Below are 23,967 nucleotides of genomic sequence, written 5' to 3' on the forward strand. Positions count from 1 at the left end.
GCCTGCATTCCCGTCCAACCTGCGCAAGCAGATCAAGGGCGCACCGATGCCGGCTCCGCGCGCGATTCTCGCTGCGGCAGTGGAGGGTGCGCAGGTCGATTTCGACAACGCGTGCACCATCGAGTCGCGGTACTTCACCGAGTTGGTCACCGGTCTGGTGTCCAAGAACATGATTCAGGCGTTCTTCTTCGACCTGCAGGCGATCAACGCCGGCAAGTCGCGCCCGGACGGCATCGAGAAGACCACGTTCACCAAGGTCGCGGTTCTCGGCGCGGGCATGATGGGCGCGGGCATCGCGTACGTGTGTGCCAAGGCCGGAATCGACGTGGTGCTCAAGGACGTTGCCATCGAGTCGGCTCAGAAGGGCAAGGCCTACTCCGAGGCGATCGAAGCCAAGGCACTCTCGCGTGGCAAGACCACCCAGGAGAAGTCCGACGCTCTGCTGGCCCGTATCCACCCGACGGCCGACGCCAAGGACGTCGAAGGCGCAGACCTCGTCATCGAGGCCGTCTTCGAGTCGGAAGAGTTGAAGCAGAAGGTGTTCCAGGAGATCGAGGACCTCGTCGATCCGACGGCACTGCTCGGTTCCAACACCTCGACGCTGCCCATCACGAGCCTCGCTCAGGGCATCAAGCGTCAGGAAGACTTCATCGGCATCCACTTCTTCTCACCCGTGGACAAGATGCCGCTGGTGGAGATCATTCGCGGCGAGAAGACGTCGGATGCAGCCTTGGCCAAGGCATTCGACCTGGTCCAGCTCATCAAGAAGACCCCGATCGTCGTCAACGACAGTCGCGGCTTCTTCACCTCGCGTGTCATCGGCACGTTCATCAACGAGGCCATCGCGATGTTGGGCGAGGGCGTCGAGCCGTCGACCATCGAGCAGGCCGGACTGCAGGCCGGTTACCCGGCTGCGCCGCTGCAGCTCTCGGACGAGCTCACGCTCAACCTGATGCAGAAGATCCGCAAGGAGACCTACGACGCGCTCATCGCCGCGGGTCAGACTCCTCCCGAGGATCCGGCCGGTGCCGTCATCGACAAGATGGTCGACGAGTTCGAGCGTCCGTCGAAGGCCAAGGGTGCGGGCTTCTACGAGTACGAGGACGGCAAGCGCGCCGGACTGTGGCCCGGACTGCGTGATGCGTTCAAGTCGGGCTCGGCGGACATTCCGTTCGAGGACCTCAAGGAGCGCATGCTGTTCATCGAGGCCATCGAGACGCAGAAGTGCTTCGACGAGGGTGTCCTGAACACCACCGCCGACGCCAACATCGGCTCGATCTTCGGCATCGGATTCCCCGCCTGGACGGGCGGCGTGCACCAGTACGTCGTCGGCTACCCGGGTGGTCAGGCCGGATTCGTCACTCGTGCAGACGAATTGGCAAAGAAGTACGGCGATCGCTTCCAGGTTCCCGCCTCGCTGCGCTGACCCCATGTGAGCGGAAACTCGTAGCAGGCTACGAGTTTCCACTCACATGCGCGTAGCGCTCACCCGCGGTGCGCGATCAACCTCTCGGCGCCGTCTGTGAATTGTTGCTTCATCAATTCGCAGGCGGCGTCGATGTCGTTTCGAAGGAGTGCCTCGATGAGGGCCTCGTGGTTGCGCACTGTCGCTCGGCCCCAGTCGCGGTCGGTGGCGTAGAGGCGGGTGGGTGTGTAGCGGGTGGCGTTGTTGAGAAACCACGCCAGTTTCGCGGATTCGGCGAGTCGGTTGAGGACTCGGTGGAACTCGAATTCGCAGTTCTCGACGTCCTCCGGCCGACCGTTCTCGACGGCGACCGACAGTGCGGCGGTGAGCTCGGCGAGCCGGTCGAGCTCGGCCTCGGTGATCTTCGGCGCGGCGCGGCGAACCAGCTCGGCGGCGATGTGGCCCTGCAGCCAGAAGATGTCGACGATGTCGCTCGGCGTCAGGGGCGAGACCTTGTATCCGCGATGCGGGACGAGTTCGACGATGCCCTCACCCCGCAGCGTCAGCAGTGCCTCGCGAACCGGAGTGACGCTCACCCCGAGTTCGGCGGCGGTCTCGTCGAGTCGGATGAAGTCGCCTGGGCTCACCTCGCCGGACATGACGAGGTGCCGGACGTGGTTGGCCACCTCCTCCGACAGCTGCGGCCGTCGGCGCAGAACCGATGCTCGACGCTTGTCCACCATTCCGAAAGCCAATCACACGGCGGGCTTCGTGCGAAGGAGGACCTTCGCGACCGGTTCGACGACTCGGGCCGCGATGGGCCCCAGGATGGCCATCAGCAGCACGTATGCCGTGGCCAGAGCAGCCAGCTCGCCCTCGACGGCTCCCGCGGCCACGGCCAGCCCGGCGATGACGATGGAGAACTCGCCGCGGGCCACGAGGGCCGCACCGGCGCGCAGTCGGCCCGGTCGCCCTATTCCTTGACGCCTGGCCGCCCACCAGCCCGTCGCGATCTTGGTCGCTGCGGTGGCGACCGCCAGGACGATAGCCCAGCCGAGCACCGGCGGGATGGTTGCCGGATCGGTGGCGAGACCGAACACGACGAAGAACATCGCTGCGAACAGATCCCGGAGGGGTTCGAGAACGCGGGTGGCGTTGGCGGCCGTCGAGCCGGAGATCGCGATACCGAGCAGGAATGCGCCGACGGCGGCCGAGACCTGCAGTTCCGACGCGATTCCGGCCACCAGCAGGGCAGCGCCGAGGACGTTGAGGAGCATGACCTCACGGTCCTTGCTGTCGAGCAGCGAGGAGACCGAGCTGCCGTAGCGCAGAGCGATGACCAGGACGATCGTGACCACCAGCAGGGAGATCCCGAGAGCTTCGAGCCCGCCGAGGAAACTGGCACCCATCAGGACCGTGGTGAGGATCGGCAGGTAGACGGCCATCGCGAGGTCCTCGAACACCAGGATGGAGAGCACGATGGGGGTTTCTCGGTTGCCGAGCCGGCCGAGGTCGGTGAGGACCTTGGCGATGATGCCCGAGGACGAGATGTAGGTGACACCGCCCATCACCAGTGCTCCGACGCCGCCCCAGCCGAGTATCAGTGCCACCACTGCGCCCGGAGTGAAGTTCAGAGCGATGTCGACCAGGCCCGCCAGCCAGGATCGGCGCAGTCCGGTGACGAGTTCGGTGGCGGTGTACTCGAGTCCGAGCAGGAGCAGCAGCAGGATGACGCCGATTTCGCTGGCGATCTCACTGAATTCGTCGATGCCGGCGAGGCTGACGATTCCGCCGTTGCCGAAGGCGAGACCGGCGAGAAGATAGAACGGAATGGGGGAGACCCCGAACTTGCCTGCCACGCGGGCGAGTAGGCCGAGGACGAAGAACACCGCTCCCAGTTCGGTCAGAGCGAGTGCAGTCTCGGCCACCGGGTCAGACCCGACGATTGTCAGGCATTGCCGAGGATCTTGGCAGCTGCGTCCAAACCGTCGGCGGTTCCGACGGCGACCAGCAGATCGCCCGAGACGAGGGTGAAGCCGGGAGTGGGTGACGGTTGTACTTGGCCCGCGCGCATCACTGCGACGATCGAGACGCCGGTCTTGGTGCGCATCCCGGTATCGCCGAGGGGGCGGCCGTCGAAACGCGAGCCCTTCCTGACGGGGAGCTGGCGGGTGTTGATGCCGGGGAGGTCGCGATGCTGTTCCCCGAGCTGAGCGATGAGTTGCGGCGACCCGAGCAGATTGCCCAGAGCCGCCGCTTCCTCATTGCTCAACGTGATGGATTCCTGCGTCGCATCGGGGTCGTCCTTGCGCGAGACGATCAACTCGTTCGCGCCGTCCTTGCGGGTGATGACGCCTATGCGACGCCCGGAAGCGAGGGCGAAATCCTTCCGCACCCCGATTCCCGGCAGCAGGGTCACTTCGACGTTCATGGTCGAAATGCTAGCCCTGCAGGCAACGCATTATCGCCGGATCGGGTGTGAGCCCGACCCAGGTCGATCAGGATGCGACGGCAGCCAGGAGGGCTTCGCGCTGGTTTGCACCGAGGCCACCGATACGGCGGGTATCGGCGATGGACAGCTGCTCGAGCAGCTGTGCGGCGCGCACGGAACCAACACCCGGCAGGGCCTTGATCAGGGCGGACACCTTGGTCTTCTTGACGATCTCGTCGTTCTCCGCCTTGGCGAGAACGTCAGCGACGCTGAGTTCGCCGGACTTGACGGATGCGAGCAGCTTCGACCGCGCAGTGCGTGCCTCGGCCGCCTTGGCCAGCGCCGCGGTGCGCTGTTCCGGTGTCAATACTGGTAAAGCCATGGCCTGTTCTCCTCGATTGTGGTGACCCGTCGCTCGTTGACAGGTCTCGACCCTCTTGCATCGTGCCTGGTGGCTCTCCCAATCTAACCGAACAACACGACTGTCATTCCGGTCGAGCCACCGAACCTTCCCAGCCAGGCTACGTCCTATCCGATTCGGGGTGTGCCCCGACCAGCACTTCGGCCCCGTGTCGGCTCGCGAAGGGCGTCGTGTACCGGGCATGTTCGACGCCTCCCTGCCCGCCTTTCAGGCAGGTGCCGGCGAGTAGGTCTTCCGGAGTGCGACCTTGACCACCTTGCCGCTCGCGTTGCGCGGGAGGGCGTCGACGACGACCAGATCCTTGGGGTGTTTGAACCGCGCGAGATGGTCGCCGAGCCACACGAGAAGCTCGTCGAGTGTCAGGTCCGGGGTGCCGGGCGAATCGTGCAGTGCGACCACCGCGACGGGCACCTCACCCCATCTGTCGTCGGGGCGGCCGATCACCGCGGCCTCGAGAATTCGGGGGTGGGAGAACAGGACGTTCTCGACTTCGGCGCAGTAGATGTTCTCGCCGCCGGAGATGATCATGTCCTTCTTGCGGTCGACGACGAACACGAAGCCTTCCTCGTCCTGGCGTACGAGGTCGCCGGAGTGGAACCAGCCGCCGTGGAATGCGTCCGCCGTCGCGTCCGGGTTCTCCCAGTAGCCCTGCATCAATGTGGGCCCTCGATAGACGATTTCGCCGATCTCGCCCTGCGCCACGTCGTTCATCTCGTCGTCGACGACGCGCGCGGCGATGGTCGGGATGACGCGTCCGACGGAGCCGAGTTTGCGCAGGGCGTCGACGCCGTCGAGCACGCAGGTGATGGGCGACATCTCCGTCTGCCCGAAGACCGCGACGTTGAGCGCTCCCGGGAACGTTGTCGACATCGCGCGCAGGACGGTGTCGGAGGCCGGGGCGGCACCCCAGGAAATGACCCGCAGGGCAAGTTCTCTCGGGTTCGCGGCCTGCTCCGCGCACATCGCCTGCCATTGCACGGGGACGAGGAAGAGATTGGTGACACCCTCGGCGGCGAGTACGTCGAGCAGGGTGCCCGGATCGAACGCACCGACCGGGTGGACGACGGTGGGAATGCCGAGCAGCAGGCTCGGCGCGAGACTGCCGAGTGCGGCGATGTGGAACATCGGTGAGGCGCAGAAACCGACCTCGTCGGTGGCGCTCATCTGCAGTGCCCGGACGCAGGTGAAGGCCTGGGCCTGCATGTTCGCGTGCGTGAGGACCGCGCCCTTGGGTCTTCCGGTGGTACCCGAGGTGTACATGATCAAGGCCGGGGCGTCGTCCGGAACGTCGACGGTGTCCGCCGGTTCAGCCGCGGACAGCAGCGCCTCGTAGTCGTCCCCGACGGTGATGATTCCGTTCAGTGAATCACTCTGCGCCACAACTGCTTCGGCCAGCGGAGTGAGCGTGTCGTCGGTGATCACCAGGGTGGAGCCACTGTTCTGCGCGAGAAAGGCCACCTCGGGCGGAGTCATCCGGAAGTTCACCGGCACCGCCAGAGCCCCGAGCGCGTTGATTGCCAGCACCGCCTCGAGGTACTCGGGTCGGTTGAGCATCACGATCAACACCCGGTCGCCGAATCCGATTCCGCGGCTCTGCAGAACGCCTGCGCATCTCGACACGCGGTCGTCGAGTTCGCGCCACGAGATCGATCGCCCCTGGAATCGGAGCGCCACGGCGTCGGGCTGCATGAGGGCGTGCCGTCGAACGTGGTTGTTCCAGTTGTTTCGGTTGGACAACCGGGGTTCGTTCGGGTGAGCGGCCATCGCCGGTTCCTCTCGTCAGCGGTAAGAGCAGGGGATCGAATGTGATGCAGCCTACAGATCGGGCACTGCTTTGTCCGGAGCTTCGTCGACTGCATTTCTGCAGCTCAGCACTGCAATAAGTTTGCGATCATTCGCATCGATGCCGCTACTATGGGGAATCGAGACGACCGGCGGTGCAAGGGCAGGCGATGAACGAGACAGGTACGACGGCGCAGCGGCGTCGGCCACGGAATCGAAAGGCGCAGATTCTGGTGGCCGCGGCCGAGGCCTTCAGCGAGCGCGGCTATCACCCCGTCGGAATCGAGGACATCGCCGCCACCGTCGGCATTTCCGGGCCTGCGCTGTACCGGCACTTTCCCACCAAGTACTCCTTGTTCGTCCACACCGTCACGCGGATGACCGACTCGTTGGTCGCGGCAACCGATCCGGCCGTCATCGATGTGGAGGATCCGCAGGCTCGGATCGACGCGGTCATCGGTGCCATCATCGCCACCACCCTCGACAATCGGCGCACCGGTGGGTTGTATCGATGGGAGGGGCGCTATCTCGTCGGTTCGGACCGTGAGTACTTACGCCGAGCGCTGCGAACGGTGCACGAGCGGGTGACGGTCCCGCTGCGACAGCTTCGCCCCGATCTGTCCGAATCCGATGCAGCGCTGCTGGCCACCGCGGCAATCAGTGTGGTCGCCAGCATCACCGCGCATCGATCGGCGTTGTCGGCCAAGCAGATCGAGGAGTCGATGCTCGCTGCCGCACGGTCGGTTCTGTGGACCGAACTTCCGCAGCAGGGCAGCGCATCTCCTCACCGCGAATCCGTTCTCGAGCATGCATCGAAGCGCGAAGAGCTGCTGCATCATTCGATCAGGCTGTTCTACCTGCACGGCTACCACGAGGTGGGCCTGGACGACATCGGCGCAGCGGCGTCGATCACTGCCTCCAGTGTGTACCGCTATTTCCCCAGCAAGGCCGAACTGCTCGAGGCTGCGTTGCACCGTGCCAACGACCAGCTCACCGACACCCTCGCCGGTGCGCTCGAGCAATCGAGCTCCCCGGTCGACGCGGTGCGGACGTTCGCCAGGCTGTACACCGAATTGACCTTCAGGCAGGGCGAACTCGTGGCCGTGTACTTCGCCGAGATCGGAAATCTGCCGGCCGATCGGCGGACGACGCTGCGCAGAATTCAGCGCCACAACATCGACGGCTGGGCGCAACTACTGCGGGAAGCACGGCCGAACACGAGCGTGGTGGTCTCGAAATTTCTGATCCACGCCGCTCTCGGGTCGGTCTTCGACGTCGGTCGCACGGTGCGGTTCGAGCGCTCCGACCGAACCATGGCCCGTGTGCAGCAGACGATGACAGCGGTACTGCTGGGGTGATCGCCGCCGGACTCAGGCAGGCGTGGCCACGGCGGTGTACGGGCAGGCACCAGCTCCCAGATCCCGAGGGCGGTAGCCGACGGGATAACCGGGGTAGGTCTTGTTCGACGCGTCGGCGGTGGCCCGCGAGTGAGTCCGCTTGGGCAGGAACCGCTCCACCCGGGCTCGGGCACGCAGAGCCCGTACGGCGGCCCGCTCGATCGTCGCCGAGCCGGACGGGAAGCCGAAGGCACCCGCCATCCTGTCGTCCAGCAATGCGAAGACTGCCTGTTTCACGGCGGGGGTGAGCGCGGCGGGGTACCACGAGCAGTACAGCTCGAGGGTGTACGTGCCGATCCGTCGGTTGTCCTCGCTGAAGCGGAACGTGCGCTCCTCGTAGTCGAGCTTGAACTGCGCGAGCTCGGTGTACGAGGAGGGAATGTTCTTGATTCCCATCCGCTTTCCCACTTCGCAGTAGAAGTGGAACGTTGCGAGTCGTTCCTTCGGATGCAGGCGACGCCATCCGTAGGTGTCGATCCACTCGATCGGCTCGTAGATGAACGTCGTCAACACGTAGAGCATGTCGTCGTTCGAGATGTCGAACTGCCCGTGCATCCGGTTGACCATCCGAAGCGATTCGCGGCCCCGCTCGGAGTCGTATCCGTGCTCGAGCAATTCGGCCATCAGCAGCGCGGTGTCGTCGTAGCGCTTCTGCGGCCTGTTCTCGAATTCGCCGGTCCTGACCAACAGTGCCGAGATGGTCGGCACACAGTAGGTACGGAACAACGCGAATTCCAGTGCACGCTGGTAGTCCCACGGAAACTCGTAGCCGGCGGTGATGCGGTGGATCGTGTGGCAGTCCCGCACCGGGTCGAGTTCCTCGATGCGGCGGAGCCAGCCGAAGCGCCCCTTCTTCGGCTTGATGTCCATGGTCAGCCCCGTCCGTGACGAAGCTTGAGCGCCAGCACGGACAGCTTCATGTTTCGCGCTTTGCGCTTCATCGTCAGCAGATTGACCGGAGCTGCAAAACTCTGCACGGTCAACGATTTCACGGTGCTGAACTCACGGAGGCCGTCGGCACCGTGGATGCGGCCGAATCCCGAGTCGCCCGTGCCGCCGAACGGCAGCGCCGGAACACCGGCGAAGCCGAGCACCGAATTGACCGTCACGACACCACAATCGAGCTTCTCGGCGGCGCGTCTGCCCACCGCTCCGTCCTGGGTGAACACCGATGCGCCGAGTCCGTACTTGGACGCGTTGGCGCGTTCGATGGCCTCGTCCAGATCGCGCACCTTGTTGACCACCACGGTCGGACCGAAGGTCTCCTCGGTGATCGCCGTCGAATCCTCGGGTACGCCGGTGAGAACCACCGGGTCGATGTACGGACCGTGCAACGAGTCGAGTCCGCCGACGACCGCCTTGCCGCCCTTGGCCAGAGCGTCCTCGATCTGGCCGCGCACGATGTCGCTCTGCTTACCCAGCGTCATCGGACCGTAGGACGAGGTCTTCGTTCCGCCGGGCTTCAGTGCCCTCACCGCGGCGGTGAACTCGCCGACGAATCGGTCGTACACCGGCGCCGCGACGTAGATGCGTTCGACGCCCGCGCAGGTCTGCCCGGCGTTGCCCATCGCACCGAACGTCGCGAATTCCACTGCGGCAGTGATGTCCGCGTCTGCGTCGACGAGCATCGCGTCCTTGCCGCCGCACTCGGCGACGAGTGGGGTCAGCGACTTCGCGCAGGTGGCCATGACCTTCTTGGCCGTGGCGGTGGATCCGGTGAACGCGATCTTGTCGACACCGGATTCGACGAGGGCGGTGCCGGTGGATCCGTCGCCGGTGATCGTCTGGAACACCGGGTGCGGAGCGGCCAGCGACTGCCACTTCTCGGCCAACCAGGTCCCGACGCCAGGCGTCAGTTCGCTCGGTTTGAACACGACGGTGTTGCCTGCCGCGAGGGCGTACGCGATCGAACCCATCGGTGTGTAGAGCGGGTAGTTCCAGGGGCCGATCACTCCGACGACACCGAACGGGCGGTACCCGACGTAGGCCTTCTGGTTCACCGCGAGCAGACCCGATCCGACCTTGCGTTGCCGCAGGATCTTCTCGGCGTTGCGGGCCGCCCAGTCGAGGTGTTCGACGCCGAGCATGACCTCGAGCAGAGAGTCCTCGTCCGGCTTGCCGGTTTCGGCGGCGATGACGGTAGCGAGGCTCGCGGCGTCCTTGGCGATGGCGGACTTGAATTCGAGCAGCCACCGTTTGCGTCCGACAAAACCCTGCACGTCCCACCAGCGCGCGGCCGACCGGGCGCGAGCGACGGCGACGTCGACCTCTGCGGTGCCCGCGATCGGATACGTGGCGAGCGCGACACCTGTTCTGGGGTCGAGGCTTTCGAAGGTGCTCTCGTTCGTTCGTTCGATCTGGTCCGTCACGGGCTCTATCCTCCAGCGGATCGCATCACATATATTTGATGTGATTCAATGTTGTCCAGGACACACTATGCGTCCGATTCGGTTGCTACAACCCCCGCAGCCTCGATGTGCAGGAGCCGATTCATGAGTATCGATCTCACCCAGGAACAGACCGCGTTCGCCCAGGCTGTCGCGTCCTTCTGCGCCAAGGAGGCCGGCACCCGCGCCCAGCGGGACGCGCTCACCGAGCACGGGAAGCACACCCACAATCAGGCGCTCTACGACAAGATGGCCGAGCTGGGCTGGTTGGGTGCGATCATTTCCGAGGAGCATGGCGGGGCGGGCGGCAGCACCGTCGACCTGTGCATACTGCTCGAAGAATCTGCCAAGGCCATGGCTCCCATCGGCGGCATCGGACCCACCCTGATCACCGGCGCGGCCTACGAGAAATTCGGCACACCCACACAGAAGGAGACCGTTCTCGGCGGCATCGTCGCCGGGCGGAGCTATTCGATCTCGATGTCCGAGCCCGAGGCGGGCTCGGACGTCGGCAACCTCAGCTGCCGCGCCGAGAAGACCGACACCGGCTGGCTGATCAACGGCCAGAAGACCTGGTGCTCCAACGCGCACTTCGCCGATCGGATCCTGCTCGTCGCACGCACCGGCAGGAGCGGAGCCGGCGGAGCGACCCAGGGAGGCAGAGAGGGTGGGAAGCACGAAGGCCTGACGATGTTCGACGTTCCGGCCGATGTCGAGGGCCTGAACATCGTCGGCATCGACACGATGGGCGGCAAGGAAGTCAACGACCTGTACTTCACCGACTGCGCGCTGCCCGAGGACGCGGTGGTCGGGGTGGAAGGGCAGGGGTGGTCTCAGCTGATGACCGGTCTGAACATCGAGCGCCTCATTCTCGCGGCGATGATGCTCGGCACGGCGCAACGAGCATTCGAAGACACACTCGACTTCATCACCCAGCGACAGCAATTCGGACGGCCCGTCGGAACGTTCCAGGCACTGAGGCATCGCATTGCCGATCTGGCCACCGAGATCGAGTGCGGCCGGCTGCTGGTCTACCACGTGGCTCGGTTGGTCGACGAGAATCCGACGAAGCTCTTCCCGCGCGAGGCGTCGATGGCCAAGCTCAAGCTCACCGAGACCGCCAAGAAGGTGGCGCTCGAAGGCATGCAGATGATGGGTGGCTACGGCTACGCCACCGAGTTCGACATGGAAAAGCATGTCAGGACCACTCTCGTGTCCTCGATCTACGGCGGTACCAACGAGATTCAGCGCGACATAATCGGCAAGACGTACGGACTGTAGGTCATCGTGTTGCGTCGTCGCCCACAGCTCGCGGAGGATGTCGCCGCCAGTATTCGCCAGCAGATCGTCACGGGTGCGCTCGAGCCAGGGACATTCGTGCGAATCGACGAGACGGCGGCGGAGTTGGGCGTCAGTGCCACTCCGGTACGGGAAGCACTCGTTTCGCTGCGCGGCGAAGGGCTCGTCGAGCAGGTGCCTCGACGCGGCTACCGCGTCGGTGAGCTCTCGCGCCAGGATGTGGACGACATCTTCTGGCTGCAGGGGACCATCGCCGGCACACTCGCCGGTCGGGCCGCTCGCAGCATCACACCCGAGCATCTGGATCGGCTGACCGCACTCAACGACGGTCTCCGTGACGCCGTGGCCCGCTCGGATACCGAATCGGTTGAGTACTACGAGTTCGAGTTCCATCGATTCGTGAACAAGATCGCAGGCGGAACCAAGTTGGCGTGGTTCCTCCTCGGTGCGGTCAGATACACGCCGCGGTTGTACGCGACCGACAAGCGATGGGGTGAAGATGCAGTGCGCAGTCACGAAGAACTGATCGAGGCCTTTGCGCGACGCGACGTCGAGGCCGCCGACGACGTGATGCGTCGACAGTTCCGGCAGTGGGACATCGGTGCGGAATCGACGCCGTCGTGACCGGCGATCCGGATTTTCTGCGCAAGTCCATGACCGGGCTCGAGTTACCTTGGGACCCGGTCGAGCAGAGACGGTTTGCGCTGTTGCTGCGCAGCGCGTCCCTGCTCAACCGGGTGTTGCCGCCCGTCGTGCGAGCATTTCCGTTCAACATCCTGCTGCGCGATGTCGAGCGTCTGATGCGTTCGGGTCGAGCACTGGTCTAGTACGAGCCTCAGCTCAGGTGATGCGGCTGCGGGTGCGACTTGTGCCCCTCGTCCGAACCCTCGTTGTCCTGATGACCGTTCGAGGTTCCCTGCACACCCGTCCCCGCCGGAACCATCGAGATGATCACCGACTTCGAGGTGGGGCAGTTGCTCTGCAGCGCAGTCGAATCCAACGGGATCAACGGATTGGTCTCGGGATAGTACGCAGCAGCCGATCCCCGCGGGGTGTCGTACTCGACGATGCGGAACGACGGCGCGCAGCGATCCACGTCGTCGTCGTCCCACTTGGTGACGAGATCGACCATGTCACCGTTGCGGAAACCGAGGGCCGAGATGTCCTCGCGGTGCACGAAGATGACGCGTCGGCCGTTCTCGATCCCGCGGTACCGATCGCTGAGGCCGTAGATCGTGGTGTTGAACTGATCGTGGCTACGCAGCGTCTGCAGGATCAGATGGCCCGGCGGAACCTGCAGCACATCGATCGGTGACACCGCGAATTCGCCTCGGCCACTCTTGGTCTCGAATGTCCGGCTGTCGCGGGGCGGGTGCGGAAGCACGAAGCCGCCGGGGCGTCGAACATTGACCTCGTAACCCTCGCAACCGGCGACGACGCGGGAGATGTGCTTGCGGATGTTGCGGTAGTCGTCGCGGAAGCCTCTCCAATCGAGACCGTAGCGGTCGCCGAGTGTCGCCTCTGCGATGCCGCTGACGATCGCGACCTCGGAACGAAGGAACTCGCTCGCGGGCTTCAGCGGTCCGCGCGAGGAATGCACCGAGCACGTGGAGTCCTCGACCGAGACCCATTGCTCACCACTGGCTTGCACGTCCTTCTCGGTGCGGCCCAGGGTCGGCAGGATGATCGACGTCTCACCGCACACGAGGTGCGAGCGGTTGATCTTGGTGGAGATCTGCACCGTCATCCGCATCTTGCGCAGCGCCTCGAAGGTGACGTCACTGTCCGGTGTCGCCTGGACGAAGTTGCCGCCGAGTCCGAGGAAGAAATGCGCCTTGCCGTCGCGCATGGCCCGGATGGAATCGACGGTGTCCAAGCCGTGCTCGCGCGGCGGCTCGAAGTCGAACTCCGCCGCCATCGCGTCGAGGAACTTCACCGGAGGGCGTTCCCAGATACCCATCGTGCGGTCGCCCTGCACGTTCGAGTGGCCGCGCACCGGTAGCAGTCCGGCACCTGCTCGGCCGATGTTGCCCTGTGCGAACGCGAGATTGGTGACTTCCTTGATGGTCGCGACGGCATTGCGGTGCTGCGTCAGACCCATGGCCCAGCAGTAGACCGTGGCCTTGGAGTCGCGCAACATCTCGGCTGCCTCGGTGATCTGCGCAACCGACAATCCGGTCACCTCGGTGACGAGATCCCAGTCGACCTCGGCGACATGCGCCTTCCATGCGTCGAAGCCGACGGTGTAGTTGTCGAGGAACTCGTGATCGAGTGCATCCCACTTCACCAGCAGTGAGCCGATGGCCTGGAAGAGTGCGAGGTCGCCGTTGAGCTTGATCGGCAGGTGCAGATCCGACAGGTCCGTTCCCGGGCCGACCATGCCGCGCGGGGTCTGCGGGTTCTTGAAGTTGAGCAGACCCGCTTCGCGAAGTGGGTTGATGGACAGAATCTTTGCGCCGTTCTGCTTGGCCATCTCGAGGGCCGAGAGCATACGGGGATGATTGGTTCCGGGATTCTGACCGGCGAGGATGATCAGCTCGGCAGTGTGGACGTCGTCGAGCGTGACGCTGGCCTTGCCGATGCCGATGGACTCCTGCAGCGCGATGGACGTCGACTCGTGACACATGTTGGAACAGTCGGGCATGTTGTTCGTGCCGAACGCCCGGGCGAAGAGCTGATAGGTGAACGCGGACTCGTTCGAGGCGCGACCCGAGGTGTAGAAGATGGCCTCGTCGGGACTCGCGAGAGACTTCAGTTCGTCGCCGATCAGGCGGAATGCGTCGTCCCACTCGATGGGCTCGTAATGGCTGCCGCCGGGCAGCTTGATCATCGGGTGCGTGATCCGGCCCTGCTGGCCCAGCCAGTGCTCGGTGTGACTGTCGAGTTCGGCAATGCTGTGCTGCGCGAAGAACTCCGGCGTCGCCCGCGTCGTCGTCGCTTCCTCGGCAACGGCCTTCGCGCCGTTCTCGCAGAATTCCGCCGCGTGCCGGTGGCCCGGATCAGGGTCGGGCCACGCGCAGCTCATGCAGTCGAAACCCTCGGCCTGATTGAGCTTGAGCAGCGTCTGCGCGGTGCGCTTCGGGCCCATGTGCCCGAGCGCTCGCTTCATCGACACTGCGACGGCGACGGGGCCTGCCGCGTGGGTCTTCGGCTTTTCGATGTCGAGCTCGGCCTCGTCGACGTCGCTGTCGGTGCGTCTCATGCGGGTCCCTTCGTTGCGTTACCCCCGCACTCGACCATAGCCGTTGGCTCAGCCGGCGAGGAGCTTGGTCACCAGATCCACGTACTGCTGCTTCGCCGAATCCTGGCTCGTACCTTCGAGCTTCGCCCAGGCATCGAACTTCGCTCGGTTCACCATGTCCAGTCGTCCGGGCCGCTTACCCGAGGCGTCACCGATCGAACCCTGCTTGTAGAGCGAGTACAGGCTCAGTAGGTCGTCGTTGCTCGGCTTGGACGTGAGCTTCTTGACGTCTACCTGCGCGTCGGCGAACGACTGGTCGAGATCGGACATGAAGAACTCCTTCGGTTAGAGGTGGCGTCATCCTCGCACGGAGGCTTCGGAGATCAGCCGAATGCAGTGCGCCACGAGGGCTTCGCGGGTGACGGTGAGCGTGCCGTCGAGATAGCCGATGAACAGGGCCGTCAGCGCCCCGACGGTTCCGACGGCGATCAGCTGTCGATCGTCGGTGTCGGGCAGTTGGGAGTGCACTAGTTCGACGAAGCCGGGCAGGAGATCGAGGCCGCGTCGGCTCAGTGCCGGTTCGGCCAACGGCGCGATGAGCAGCACCCGTCCGGTTCGCGGTTCGTCGATGATGAGTTCGACGAATACGCGTACCGGCGCGGCGATGGTGTCCTCGGCAGTGCTCGCCTGCATCACGGCGTCGAGCAAGGCGCCCTGTGCTCTGGTGCCGACCCACGCGTACACCGCGCGGACGAAGGCGTCCCGGTCGGAGAAGCTCTCGTAGAAGTACCGCTCGGTCAGGCCGGCGGTACGGCAGACGGCCCGCACGTTGACGGCCGGACCGTCCGGAGAGCCGAGGAGTTCGACCCCGGCCGCGAGCAACGCGTCGTAGCGCTTGGATCTGCGTTCCTCCAACTGTTGACTACGCATGTTGTCAACCCTAGTCTGACAACATGCGTAGTCAGCCCGATCGACCCGTCCCGCTCGGTCCGGATTCGCTCACCTGGAAGTACTTCGGCGACTGGCGCGGGATGCTGCAGGGCGTCTGGGCAGGGTCGATGCAGAACATGCACCCAGGGCTCGGAGCCGGGGTGGAGCAACACTCCACGTTCTTCGACGAGCGCTGGCAGCGGCTGTACCGGTCCCTGTACCCCATCGGTGGGGTCGTGTTCGACGGCGATCGGGCCGAGGAGACCGCACTGCAGGTCCGCGGCTATCACACGAACATCAAGGGAATCGACTCCAAGGGCCGCAAGTACCACGCGCTCGATCCCGACACGTTCTACTGGGCGCACGCCACCTTCTTCATGGGCACGGTGCTCACTGCAGGCCACTTCATGGGCGGGCTGACCGAGGCTCAGAAGGTGCAGCTGTTCGACGAGCACGTGCAGTGGTACCGCCTCTACGGCATGAGCATGCGGTCGGTGCCTGCCACCTGGCCGGAGTTCCAGCAGTACTGGGATCACATGTGCCGACACGTGTTGGAGGACAACATGGCCGCCCGCGGGGTGCTGGACCTGTCGAAGCTGGGACCACCGCCGTATGCGGCCTGGCTGCCCGAGCCGATCTGGGCCGTGTTCCGGCGTCCGGTGGCGAGGCTGTTCGTCTGGATCACCGTCGGGCTCTACGACGAGCCGGTACGCACGCTCCTCGGCTACAGCTGGTCCGAGCGGGACGAGAAGCGCCTGGCGTTGTTCGGCAAGGCAGTGAACCTGGTGTTCGGGTTGGTTCCGCCACGACGGCGACTGCACCCGCGAGGCCGCGCGGGATGGGATCGTGTCAAGGGCCGAACCCCGAGAACGGCACCGTTGGTGCACACACCGGCCCGCAATCTGCCGCCCGTGGAGCGGCGATCGGACCCCTCGCACTACAGCCCCAAGGTGTAGATCGGCGCGCTCGGGGTACAACGCCGGTATGCACAGTGTCAGAACCGGAAGCGGAACCCCGATCGTCCTCGTCCACGGGCTCGGGTCCTCTCACGGAAACTGGGACCCGATCGTCCCCGCCCTCGCCAAACATCGTGAGGTCATCGCCCTCGACCTGCCCGGGTTCGGAAAGACTCCGCCGCTGCCCGAGGTCTCCATCGCGTCGTTGACCGACGCGTTGCGGGAATTTCTCGACAACGAAGGTCTCTCCGACGCCGATCTCGTCGGAAGCTCGATGGGTGCGCGCATGGTCGTCGAACTGGCCCGCCGCGGTCACCGAGGCTCGATGGTGGCGCTCGATCCCGGCGGGTTCTGGAACGACCGGCAGGTCAAGATCTTCGGAGCCACGATCACCGCGTCGTTGGCACTGATGAAGAACGTGCAGCCGCTCGTGCCGTTCCTGGCCGGTAACCCGGTCACCAGAACTGCTGCACTGGCGCAGTTCTCGGCCGCGCCCTGGAAACTTCCGAGTGGGCTGGTCGAGCAGGAGCTGAAGGGTTTCTCCACCAAGACATCACCTTCGCTCGACGCCGCACGCAAGGCGCTGATCCACGGGCCGAAGCAACAGGGTTCCCCGAAAGGTTCCCTGCAGGGCTCGCTGCTCATCGGCTGGGGCCGTCAGGACAAGGTCACCACACCCAGCCAGGCCACAGTGGCGTTGAAGCGATTCCCCGACGCCACCCTGCACTGGTTCGACAAATGCGGACACTTCCCGCACTGGGATCAGCCGACCGAGACCGCGCGAGTCATCCTGCGGGGAACGGGTCGCTGACGCTCCCATGTGCGCGGAACCTCGTAGCAGGAGTCGAGTTTTCGCTCACAAGCGTCAGCCGTTCCACCAAGGCCTCAGGGGGACGTCGGCCTGTCCCTTCGGTCCGAGTTTGACGGCCAGAACTTGGTGCAGCTGAACCACATTGCGCTCGAAGCCCAGACGAGACCCGGCCATGTACAGGCCCCAGACGCGGGCTGTTCCCTCACCGGCTTCGGCCACGCAGGCGTCCCAGTTCTCGACGAGGTTCCGGCACCAGCCGGCCAGCGTCAGGGCGTAGTGCTCGCGCAGGTTCTCCTCGTGCCTAACCTCGAGTCCGACGTCCTGGATCTCGGTGATGATGCGGCCCGATCCGGTGAGCTCCCCGTCGGGGAAGACGTACCGGTCGATGAAGCTGCCGGCCTTGGCGTGCGCGCGATTGTCCGGCCGGGTGATCGAGTGGTTGAGCAGCCGGCCGCCGTCGCGCAGCTTCGACTGGATGAACGTGAAGTACGACGGGTAGTTGTGCACGCCGATGTGCTCGGTCAGTCCGATGGATGAGATGGCGTCGAAGTTGGTCTCGGGGACGTCGCGATAGTCCGAGAAGCGCACCTCGGCCAACTCTGACAGGCCCTCGTCGGCAATGGCCTGCTGTGCCCACGACGCCTGCTCCTGGGAGAGCGTCACACCGATCACCTTCACTCCGCGGCGGGCGGCGTAGCGCACCATCGAGCCCCAACCGCAGCCGATGTCGAGCAGGCGATCACCCGGTTGCAGGCCGAGCTTGTCGAACACCAAGCGATACTTGTTCTCCTGTGCGGCTTCCAGCGACTGATCGGCGCTCTCGAACGCCGCGCAGGTGTACGTCATGGAGGGGCCGAGTACCTTCTCGTAGAAGGCATTGGACACGTCGTAGTGATGGTGGATCGCTTCGGCATCGCGAGTCTTGGAGTGACGCAGACCTTCTGCGATGCGACGCCACCTCGGGATTGCTTCCTGGGGTGGGGGAGCGATGGGCCGCAACACATCCCAGCCGAGCGAACGGGCAATCGATGTCAGTGTCATCGCCGAGGGGCGACGAAAGTGCAGCTCGTCGCCCATCAGCGCCAGCAGCTCGTAGGGGTCGCCCGGATGGACTCCCGTTGCTTCGAGATCGCCCGAGACGTATGCGCGCGCCATGCCGAGATCGCCGGGAGCGGTTGCGAGATAGGTGGTTCCGCGGGGGCTCTTGAGGTTGAGGCCGATTCTCGCGTCCTCGGGTCCTGCGGTGCTGCCGTCGTAAGCGGTGAAGCGCAGTGGGATGTTGCCGTCGGAGATCAGTTCGAGAATCTCGGAGATCTTGAGCTTCTGGGCACCGTTCACCGTGCGATTGCCGGAGTCCTTGAACGTCGTCATCTGCGTTGCACCGCCTTCGAGTACAAATCCAACAATCGGGATTCGGGATCGTATTTCTTCTTCAACACTTCGTATCGATCGCCGCCGTACAGAACGGCGAATTCATGTTCGGTGTAATAAGCGTCCGAGTACAGCGATTTATGCCCGTCGAACTCGGTGACCTTCTTCTCGATGCCGCGGTTCGCGGCACCCTCGGGTTCGCCTGCAACGATCGGGACCGAAGACCAGAATCCGATGTTGACGTAGGTGCGTTTGGGTTCGAGTGGGTACAGCGGCCACGGCCTGGCCGGATTCGCGCCCGGTGCTGCGGGCTCGCGAAGACGTAAGGGACACAACCACAACGGCTCGATCGGGATGTTGTCGAGGAACCACGCCACGAAGCCTGCGGTGTGTTCGATCGGAACCTCGACATCCTGCACGACGCGTTCGCGCGGCGGATTTCCTTTGCGCTTCTCGAGTCGATCGCCGATGTCGTACTTACGGTCGAGACCGATGAGCTTCCAGTAAAAACTACTGCGCCGGTACTTGCGCGGCCAGAACCGTCGAATTCTCGGGTTCTGAGTTCCGAACGCTCGGGAGCACCAGAACCAATCGGTGTCCCAGCGCCACAGGTAGTCGTGAATGGTGAGGCGGTCGGTCTTGGGTGTATCCGACGCGTGCTGGATCGATCGGTAGAAGATGTCGGCACCGGTGTAGTCGCTGACCGGTCCCGGTTCGTCGGTCTGGACGCCGAGGGTGAGGTAGCTTTCGTCGGCGCTGAAGACCACGCCGTCGAGGTACTGGACCTCGATGCCGTCGTACTCGCGCTGCTCGACGATGCGGTCCATCGTGGACTGCAAGGTGTCGAGATCGTGAAATCGCAGGTGGCGCAACGCGACATACGGCAACACGGGTTCGAGCTGGATCTTCAGCCGAGTGGAGTAGCCGAGGGTTCCGTACGAGTTGGGAAAGCCCCAGTAGAGATCCGCGTGTTCGCCCTCCGGTGTTGCGGTGACGATCTCGCCGCTGCCGGTGAGGACATCGATCTCGAGCACCGATTCGTGGGGGAGTCCGCTACGAAACGACGTGGACTCGATGCCGAGTCCGGTGACGGCTCCGCCGAGGGTGATCGTCTTGAGCTGCGGGACGACGAGGGGTGCCAGGCCGTAGGGAAGCGTCGCGTCGACCAGGTCCTCGTAGGTGCACATTCCGGCGACATCTGCTGTGCGCGAGGCGGGATCGACGGTGATGACCTTGCTCAGGCCCGACACGTCGAGCCCCGGTGTGGTGGTGGTCGTCCTGGCCCGGAACAGGTTGGACGTCTTCTTCGCCAGACGCACCGTCGCATCGGCGGGAATTGCGCGATAGCTGCGAAGCAGCTGCTCGACACCCGACCGGTGCGCTGCGTAACCGCTCTCCCTCGGTTCTGGCCGTCGTCCGAGAAGAGCATTCACTGAAGCCACACTCAGACGCTATATCTCGTACCGCGTGGTATCCACCGGCATCGGCGTCCGACCGGTGAAACTTCACGCAACTGTTGCCGAATCTCCGCGGAGAATCGGAGTAAATCGGACAAATGGTTGCGCCATGCATGTGTTTTGCGGGATGAGATTTACGTGTGTGAAGCACATCACACACCGTCCGGCGGGATGCCTGCCGCGCGTGCGCGGCGAGGCAGTATGGACGCACATCCCGTTCGCTATCGAAGGAGAACGTTTCCGTGGCTCAGGTCAGTGCATCCAGTTCCGCCACCATCGCCACCACACCGGATCGAGTGCTCGCTGCGCTCGCCGACTACGAGACGGTGCGCCCACGCATCCTCCCCGAGCAGTACCGCGACTACGAGGTGGTCCAGGGCGGGCAAGGAGACGGAACCGTGGCCACGTGGACCCTGCAGGCCACCGAGAAGCGAGTGCGCAACGTCGCCGCGACCGTCACCGTCGCCGGATCGACCATCACCGAACGCGACGCCAATTCCTCCATGGTCACCACGTGGTCGGTCGCCCCGGACGGCGCGGGCACCACGGTCACCACGACGACGGAGTGGAAGGGCGCAGGCGGCATCGGCGGATTCTTCGAGAAGACCTTCGCACCGCTGGGACTGAAGAAGATCCAGGCCGCGACGCTGGAGAACCTGCGCCGCGAGTTGATCTAGGCCTGCTCGAAGTCGGGGGCCTCGATGAGCTCGAGTGTTCCGACGACCACGGTGCGCATCGACCACAGGAACATCCCGTCGGGTCCACGGTCGACCGTGTCGTAGGCCCCCGGCAGTGTGTCCAGGTCGGTGCGCGCCGCGATCGCGTCGTCGTACTCACGATCGCGTCGAGCAGAGTTGTAGACCATCTCGGCCAAGGCAAGCGCATGCTCGCAGACGGTGATGACAGCCCACGTCGCCTGCTTCGGAGTGAGGTCGTATCGAGTTCGATAGCGCGTCTGCACCGAGTCGGCCATACGGATGGCGTCGATCGAGCTGGGAGTCAGGCCGATCAGATACTCCGCGATACCCGGGTTGGAGTGAACCAGCTCGCGCATCGCGGACGCGAGGGCCAGCAACGCGTCGTGCATCGATTCGTCGTCACCGGGAAGCGGCGGCGACCACCTGCGTAGAATCTCCTCCGCCACGAGGGCCTTGAGTGAACAAAGATCGTCGATGTTGTTGTAGATCGCGACGATCGACACGCCCAGGCTTTCGGCCACCGACTTCACCGACACCTTCGGCAGCGTCAGCGCAATACCCGCCTCGGCCATGGTCTGAGGCGTCACCCGACGCTTGCGAGGGGAGGGGCTCGCAGGCTGATCCATTCCGCAAGACTACGTGCGCTCAGTATTGACAGATGTTCAGGCGCGGGGCTCTAGAATCGCATCGTGTCCTTCTCTTCCGCACAACCCGCGACCGACAGGGATCGGACGCTGGTCGAACTGGCCAGGCAGACAATCGATTCGTCGACGGATGCGGGACCTGATGAGGACGGCATCCACACGATGGGTGCGGCGGTGAGAGTGGCGGACGGCCGAACCTTCGCCGGGGTGAATCTCTATCACTTCACCGGTGGCCCGTGCGCAGAGACAGTCGCGCTTGCCGCGGCTCGGGCGGCCGGTGCGACCGAGCCGACGCACATCGTGGCGGTCGGCAACCACGGGCGCGGGGTGAAGAGCCCGTGCGGTAAGGATCGTCAGATCTTCGCCGACCTCTATCCCCTGATGCGCGTTATCATCGATTTGCCCGACGGCCTCGTCAGCGTTCTTGCCGGCGAACTGCTCCCCGCCGGATACGACCATCGCGCGGAGCAACGCTGATCCTCGTTTCCGAGGGCGAACCGTGCGGCATCGCCGGAAGGCACTGCGCTGAGTGTCCACCATTCGTCACCGCAGGCGCGATCCCGTGTCTGCCGCGAAATTGTGGACACTCAGGTCGGTAGGTCGATTCGACGCGCAGTGAATCACAGCGATCCAAGGTGCGGCTACGCTGGTGTTCGCTTCGACCCACGCGAGAGGACGACACAGTGCAACCCGGTGAACAGCCCGACATGGCATCGATCCTGCAGCAGGCCCAGCAGATGCAGCAGCAGCTGATGGCGGCGCAGGCCGAGATCGCGGAAACCGAAGTGACCGGCCAGGCGGGCGGTGGCCTCGTGGTCGCCACCGTCAAGGGAACCGGTGAGGTGGTCGGACTGACCATCGACCCCAAGGTCGTAGACCCGAGCGACGTCGAGACTCTGCAGGACCTGGTGATCGGCGCGATCGCCGATGCGTCTCGCGCGGCTCAGGCCGTCGCGAGCGAGAAGATGGGCCCCCTCGCTGGTGGTCTCGGAGGCATGCCCGGCCTTCCCGGGTTCTGAGCGGTGTACGAAGGTCCCGTACAGGATCTGATCGACGAACTCGGCAAGTTTCCCGGAGTCGGTCCGAAGAGCGCTCAGCGCATAGCTTTTCACCTCCTGGGCGTCGAACCTCCCGAGGTGGATCGGCTCATGCGCGCGCTGCAGCGCATTCGCGACGGTGTGCAGTTCTGCATCGTCTGCGGCACGGTCTCGGACAAGGAACTATGTCGAATCTGCGCGGACTCACGTCGTGACAGATCGATGATCTGCGTCGTCGAAGAGCCCAAAGATGTCCAGGCCGTGGAACGTACACGAGAGTTCAAGGGCCGCTACCACGTACTCGGCGGAGCGCTCGACCCACTGAACGGAGTGGGGCCGGATCAGCTCCGAATCCGAGAGTTGTTGACCCGCGTCGGAACCCAGGACGACGGCGTCGACGTCACCGAAGTCATCATCGCCACCGACCCCAACACCGAGGGCGAAGCCACTGCCACGTATCTGGTCCGCATGATGCGTGACTTCCCCGGCCTGGCCATCACTCGCCTCGCCTCTGGCCTGCCCATGGGCGGAGACCTCGAATTCGCTGATGAGTTGACGTTGGGGCGCGCGTTGACGGGGCGTCGGCGCATGTAGAGCGGCTTCGCCGCACGTGCACGAAACCTCGTAGCAGGGGTCGAGTTTCCACTCACGACCCGGAGTTGTGCACACCCTGTGGATAGATTCTGACGTGGGCGCTGGAAACCGGCCATCCTGAGGTCCATGAGGACAAGACCAGCGGGTACCTGGCAGCGATTATTGGACGAGCAGCACGGAATCATCACCACGAAACAGATGCATGCTTTCGGCGTCAACAAGGATTCGATCAACCACTACGTGGAAACCGGGCAGTGGCTGAGAGTGTTTCGTGGAGTCGTCTCGGTGACCAATGGGCCGCTGACTCGTGAGATGCAATTGTCTGCAGCGCTGCTGTACGCAGGGCGGGGAGCGTTGCTCAGTCACACCACCGCCGCGGAGGAATGGGGGTGGGTTCGGCCTGCGGCAGGCCCGGTTCACGTCACCGTTCCGTACGGATGCTCGGCCACCAGCAAGCCGCTGACGATGAGGCACGCCAAGCAGAACTTCACCTCGGAAAGCAACGAACAAATCCATCCCGGGGTAGTGGTCCACCGTTCCCGAGCCATGGGACACATCGGTGTCGAGACGAATCCGGCTCGAACGAGCACCGTCGATACGGTCCTCGATCTCGTTGTCGCAGAGCCGACGTCGAGGCAAGCGACGACCACATTGGTCTCGGCGATGTCTTCGGGTGGCGTGAACGTCTCAGCCATGACGAGCAAGGTCGAAGTCCGGCGACCGATGCGCTACCTCAAACCGATTTTGCACACGCTGGCTCTCATGCGCGACGGAGTCCATTCTGCACTCGAACACCGTTATGTACTCGACGTCGAGCAGGCACACGGTCTGCCGGTCGGGCAGCGGCAGGCCCCGGTATTCGTTGACGGCCGACAGCTTTTCGAGGACATTCGCTATCAGATCTGCGACCTCATCGTCAGGCTGGACGGCCAGGCCTTCCACTCTGCCAAGCAGCGGCGATTTCGCGATCGCAGGCGTGACAATGCTGCGGAGCTGAGGAACCTGCCGCGGTTGATGTACGGCTGGCACGAAGTGACCGACGACCCGTGCGGTGTGTACCGCGAGGTCCGCGAGGTGCTGGTCAGAGAGGGTTGGGACGACGCGTCGTACCCGTGCGAACGTTGCGCCTTGTGAGTGGAAATTCGTAGTGGGCTACGAGTTTTCAT

General features: G+C 64.4%; 25 protein-coding genes. 12 read left to right on the forward strand and 13 right to left on the reverse strand.

The window, feature by feature from the left end; translation table 11 throughout:
* On the forward strand, positions 1-1,426 hold a 1,426-nt coding region (locus CH256_RS22010), incomplete at its 5' end, for a 3-hydroxyacyl-CoA dehydrogenase family protein (RefSeq protein ID WP_094670552.1).
* 59 nt (positions 1,427-1,485) lie between these two features.
* On the opposite strand, the gene CH256_RS22015 is transcribed toward CH256_RS22010, so the two are convergent.
* From CH256_RS22015 to fadD5, 5 genes are all read right to left on the reverse strand, one after another.
* Positions 1,486-2,148 (reverse strand): GntR family transcriptional regulator, encoded by a 663-nt coding sequence (locus CH256_RS22015; RefSeq protein ID WP_179272177.1) that lies wholly within the window; start codon positions 2,146-2,148, stop codon positions 1,486-1,488.
* Between the two features lie 12 nt (positions 2,149-2,160).
* Complete coding sequence (locus tag CH256_RS22020) at positions 2,161-3,333, reverse strand: cation:proton antiporter (RefSeq protein ID WP_094638738.1); 1,173 nt, start codon at positions 3,331-3,333, stop codon at positions 2,161-2,163.
* A 20-nt stretch (positions 3,334-3,353) separates the two neighbouring features.
* Complete coding sequence (locus tag CH256_RS22025; RefSeq protein WP_094638737.1) at positions 3,354-3,836, reverse strand: cation:proton antiporter regulatory subunit; 483 nt, start codon at positions 3,834-3,836, stop codon at positions 3,354-3,356.
* 67 nt (positions 3,837-3,903) lie between these two features.
* Positions 3,904-4,218: an integration host factor, actinobacterial type gene (gene mihF, locus CH256_RS22030; protein ID WP_008712632.1), complete on the reverse strand. Its 315-nt coding sequence runs from the start codon at positions 4,216-4,218 to the stop codon at positions 3,904-3,906.
* Positions 4,219-4,464: 246 nt separating this feature from the next.
* Entirely contained in the window at positions 4,465-6,021 is a 1,557-nt protein-coding gene (gene fadD5 / locus CH256_RS22035) for a fatty-acid--CoA ligase FadD5 (RefSeq protein ID WP_094670553.1), read from the reverse strand.
* A 188-nt stretch (positions 6,022-6,209) separates the two neighbouring features.
* On the opposite strand from fadD5, the gene CH256_RS22040 reads away from it, so the two are divergent.
* Complete coding sequence (locus CH256_RS22040) at positions 6,210-7,397, forward strand: TetR/AcrR family transcriptional regulator (RefSeq protein ID WP_094670554.1); 1,188 nt, start codon at positions 6,210-6,212, stop codon at positions 7,395-7,397.
* Positions 7,398-7,409: 12 nt separating this feature from the next.
* Here CH256_RS22040 and CH256_RS22045 read toward each other — a convergent pair whose 3' ends face one another.
* Both CH256_RS22045 and CH256_RS22050 read right to left on the reverse strand, forming a co-directional pair.
* A complete protein-coding gene (locus CH256_RS22045) occupies positions 7,410-8,306 on the reverse strand; it encodes an oxygenase MpaB family protein (protein ID WP_094670555.1) in 897 nt (298 codons plus the stop codon).
* A 2-nt stretch (positions 8,307-8,308) separates the two neighbouring features.
* Positions 8,309-9,826: an aldehyde dehydrogenase family protein gene (locus CH256_RS22050; RefSeq protein WP_373454861.1), complete on the reverse strand. Its 1,518-nt coding sequence runs from the start codon at positions 9,824-9,826 to the stop codon at positions 8,309-8,311.
* Between the two features lie 102 nt (positions 9,827-9,928).
* Here CH256_RS22050 and CH256_RS22055 point away from each other — a divergent pair, with 102 nt between their 5' ends.
* Genes CH256_RS22055 through CH256_RS22065 form a run of 3 tightly spaced genes read left to right on the forward strand, consistent with a single transcriptional unit; the run spans position 9,929 to position 11,949 of the window.
* Positions 9,929-11,104: an acyl-CoA dehydrogenase family protein gene (locus tag CH256_RS22055; RefSeq protein ID WP_068050470.1), complete on the forward strand. Its 1,176-nt coding sequence runs from the start codon at positions 9,929-9,931 to the stop codon at positions 11,102-11,104.
* A 6-nt stretch (positions 11,105-11,110) separates the two neighbouring features.
* Entirely contained in the window at positions 11,111-11,746 is a 636-nt protein-coding gene (locus CH256_RS22060; RefSeq protein ID WP_256980826.1) for a GntR family transcriptional regulator, read from the forward strand.
* Entirely contained in the window at positions 11,743-11,949 is a 207-nt protein-coding gene (locus CH256_RS22065; protein ID WP_094670558.1) for a hypothetical protein, read from the forward strand. The genes CH256_RS22060 and CH256_RS22065 overlap by 4 nt, the downstream gene beginning before the upstream one ends.
* A gap of 8 nt (positions 11,950-11,957) precedes the next feature.
* Here the strand turns inward: CH256_RS22065 and CH256_RS22070 are convergent, their stop codons facing one another.
* From CH256_RS22070 to CH256_RS22080, 3 genes are read right to left on the reverse strand one after another with little or no spacing between them, the layout of a single operon-like run.
* A complete protein-coding gene (locus CH256_RS22070; protein ID WP_094670559.1) occupies positions 11,958-14,324 on the reverse strand; it encodes an FdhF/YdeP family oxidoreductase in 2,367 nt (788 codons plus the stop codon).
* Positions 14,325-14,372: 48 nt separating this feature from the next.
* Positions 14,373-14,633: an acyl-CoA-binding protein gene (locus CH256_RS22075; protein ID WP_032379982.1), complete on the reverse strand. Its 261-nt coding sequence runs from the start codon at positions 14,631-14,633 to the stop codon at positions 14,373-14,375.
* 27 nt (positions 14,634-14,660) lie between these two features.
* On the reverse strand, positions 14,661-15,233 hold the full coding sequence (locus CH256_RS22080) for a TetR/AcrR family transcriptional regulator (protein ID WP_094670560.1): 573 nt from the start codon (positions 15,231-15,233) through the stop codon (positions 14,661-14,663).
* A gap of 23 nt (positions 15,234-15,256) precedes the next feature.
* On the opposite strand from CH256_RS22080, the gene CH256_RS22085 reads away from it, so the two are divergent.
* Entirely contained in the window at positions 15,257-16,189 is a 933-nt protein-coding gene (locus CH256_RS22085; protein WP_094670561.1) for an oxygenase MpaB family protein, read from the forward strand.
* A gap of 28 nt (positions 16,190-16,217) precedes the next feature.
* A complete protein-coding gene (locus CH256_RS22090; protein WP_094670562.1) occupies positions 16,218-17,000 on the forward strand; it encodes an alpha/beta fold hydrolase in 783 nt (260 codons plus the stop codon).
* A gap of 54 nt (positions 17,001-17,054) precedes the next feature.
* Here CH256_RS22090 and CH256_RS22095 read toward each other — a convergent pair whose 3' ends face one another.
* Positions 17,055-18,371, reverse strand: a complete 1,317-nt coding sequence (locus tag CH256_RS22095) for a class I SAM-dependent methyltransferase (protein ID WP_094638728.1) — start codon at positions 18,369-18,371, stop codon at positions 17,055-17,057.
* On the reverse strand, positions 18,368-19,813 hold the full coding sequence (locus CH256_RS22100) for an FAD-binding oxidoreductase (RefSeq protein WP_179272178.1): 1,446 nt from the start codon (positions 19,811-19,813) through the stop codon (positions 18,368-18,370). Before CH256_RS22100 ends, CH256_RS22095 begins: the two co-directional genes overlap by 4 nt.
* A 257-nt stretch (positions 19,814-20,070) precedes the next feature.
* Here CH256_RS22100 and CH256_RS22105 point away from each other — a divergent pair, with 257 nt between their 5' ends.
* On the forward strand, positions 20,071-20,505 hold the full coding sequence (locus tag CH256_RS22105) for an SRPBCC family protein (RefSeq protein ID WP_068050479.1): 435 nt from the start codon (positions 20,071-20,073) through the stop codon (positions 20,503-20,505).
* Here CH256_RS22105 and CH256_RS22110 read toward each other — a convergent pair.
* The gene (locus CH256_RS22110; RefSeq protein ID WP_141215222.1) at positions 20,502-21,152 is read right to left on the reverse strand and encodes a hypothetical protein; all 651 of its coding nucleotides are present in this window, start codon (positions 21,150-21,152) and stop codon (positions 20,502-20,504) included. The genes CH256_RS22105 and CH256_RS22110 overlap by 4 nt on opposite strands.
* A 63-nt stretch (positions 21,153-21,215) precedes the next feature.
* Here CH256_RS22110 and CH256_RS22115 point away from each other — a divergent pair, with 63 nt between their 5' ends.
* From CH256_RS22115 to CH256_RS22130, 4 genes are all read left to right on the forward strand, one after another.
* On the forward strand, positions 21,216-21,647 hold the full coding sequence (locus CH256_RS22115) for a hypothetical protein (RefSeq protein WP_218829150.1): 432 nt from the start codon (positions 21,216-21,218) through the stop codon (positions 21,645-21,647).
* A gap of 206 nt (positions 21,648-21,853) precedes the next feature.
* The gene (locus CH256_RS22120) at positions 21,854-22,189 is read left to right on the forward strand and encodes a YbaB/EbfC family nucleoid-associated protein (protein ID WP_094638725.1); all 336 of its coding nucleotides are present in this window, start codon (positions 21,854-21,856) and stop codon (positions 22,187-22,189) included.
* 3 nt (positions 22,190-22,192) lie between these two features.
* Entirely contained in the window at positions 22,193-22,801 is a 609-nt protein-coding gene (recR, locus tag CH256_RS22125; RefSeq protein WP_032379989.1) for a recombination mediator RecR, read from the forward strand.
* Between the two features lie 126 nt (positions 22,802-22,927).
* Positions 22,928-23,935, forward strand: a complete 1,008-nt coding sequence (locus CH256_RS22130) for a type IV toxin-antitoxin system AbiEi family antitoxin domain-containing protein (RefSeq protein ID WP_094670564.1) — start codon at positions 22,928-22,930, stop codon at positions 23,933-23,935.
* Positions 23,936-23,967: the final 32 nt, after the last annotated feature.

Origin of the sequence: Rhodococcus sp. 05-2254-6, assembly GCF_002258565.1 — a bacterium.
Taxonomy (GTDB): Bacteria; Actinomycetota; Actinomycetes; order Mycobacteriales; family Mycobacteriaceae; genus Rhodococcoides.

Bases quoted from the DNA above. Each gene is read 5' to 3' on its own strand.
- CH256_RS22015 (WP_179272177.1), bottom strand. From the start codon at position 2,148: ATGGTGGACAAGCGTCGAGCATCGGTTCTGCGCCGACGGCCGCAGCTG.
- CH256_RS22025 (WP_094638737.1), bottom strand. From the start codon at position 3,836: ATGAACGTCGAAGTGACCCTGCTGCCGGGAATCGGGGTGCGGAAGGAT.
- mihF (WP_008712632.1), bottom strand. From the start codon at position 4,218: ATGGCTTTACCAGTATTGACACCGGAACAGCGCACCGCGGCGCTGGCC.
- fadD5 (WP_094670553.1), bottom strand. From the start codon at position 6,021: ATGGCCGCTCACCCGAACGAACCCCGGTTGTCCAACCGAAACAACTGG.
- CH256_RS22040 (WP_094670554.1), top strand. From the start codon at position 6,210: ATGAACGAGACAGGTACGACGGCGCAGCGGCGTCGGCCACGGAATCGA.
- CH256_RS22045 (WP_094670555.1), bottom strand. From the start codon at position 8,306: ATGGACATCAAGCCGAAGAAGGGGCGCTTCGGCTGGCTCCGCCGCATC.
- CH256_RS22055 (WP_068050470.1), top strand. From the start codon at position 9,929: ATGAGTATCGATCTCACCCAGGAACAGACCGCGTTCGCCCAGGCTGTC.
- CH256_RS22070 (WP_094670559.1), bottom strand. From the start codon at position 14,324: ATGAGACGCACCGACAGCGACGTCGACGAGGCCGAGCTCGACATCGAA.
- CH256_RS22075 (WP_032379982.1), bottom strand. From the start codon at position 14,633: ATGTCCGATCTCGACCAGTCGTTCGCCGACGCGCAGGTAGACGTCAAG.
- CH256_RS22080 (WP_094670560.1), bottom strand. From the start codon at position 15,233: ATGCGTAGTCAACAGTTGGAGGAACGCAGATCCAAGCGCTACGACGCG.
- CH256_RS22085 (WP_094670561.1), top strand. From the start codon at position 15,257: ATGCGTAGTCAGCCCGATCGACCCGTCCCGCTCGGTCCGGATTCGCTC.
- CH256_RS22090 (WP_094670562.1), top strand. From the start codon at position 16,218: ATGCACAGTGTCAGAACCGGAAGCGGAACCCCGATCGTCCTCGTCCAC.
- CH256_RS22095 (WP_094638728.1), bottom strand. From the start codon at position 18,371: ATGACGACGTTCAAGGACTCCGGCAATCGCACGGTGAACGGTGCCCAG.
- CH256_RS22110 (WP_141215222.1), bottom strand. From the start codon at position 21,152: ATGGATCAGCCTGCGAGCCCCTCCCCTCGCAAGCGTCGGGTGACGCCT.
- CH256_RS22130 (WP_094670564.1), top strand. From the start codon at position 22,928: ATGAGGACAAGACCAGCGGGTACCTGGCAGCGATTATTGGACGAGCAG.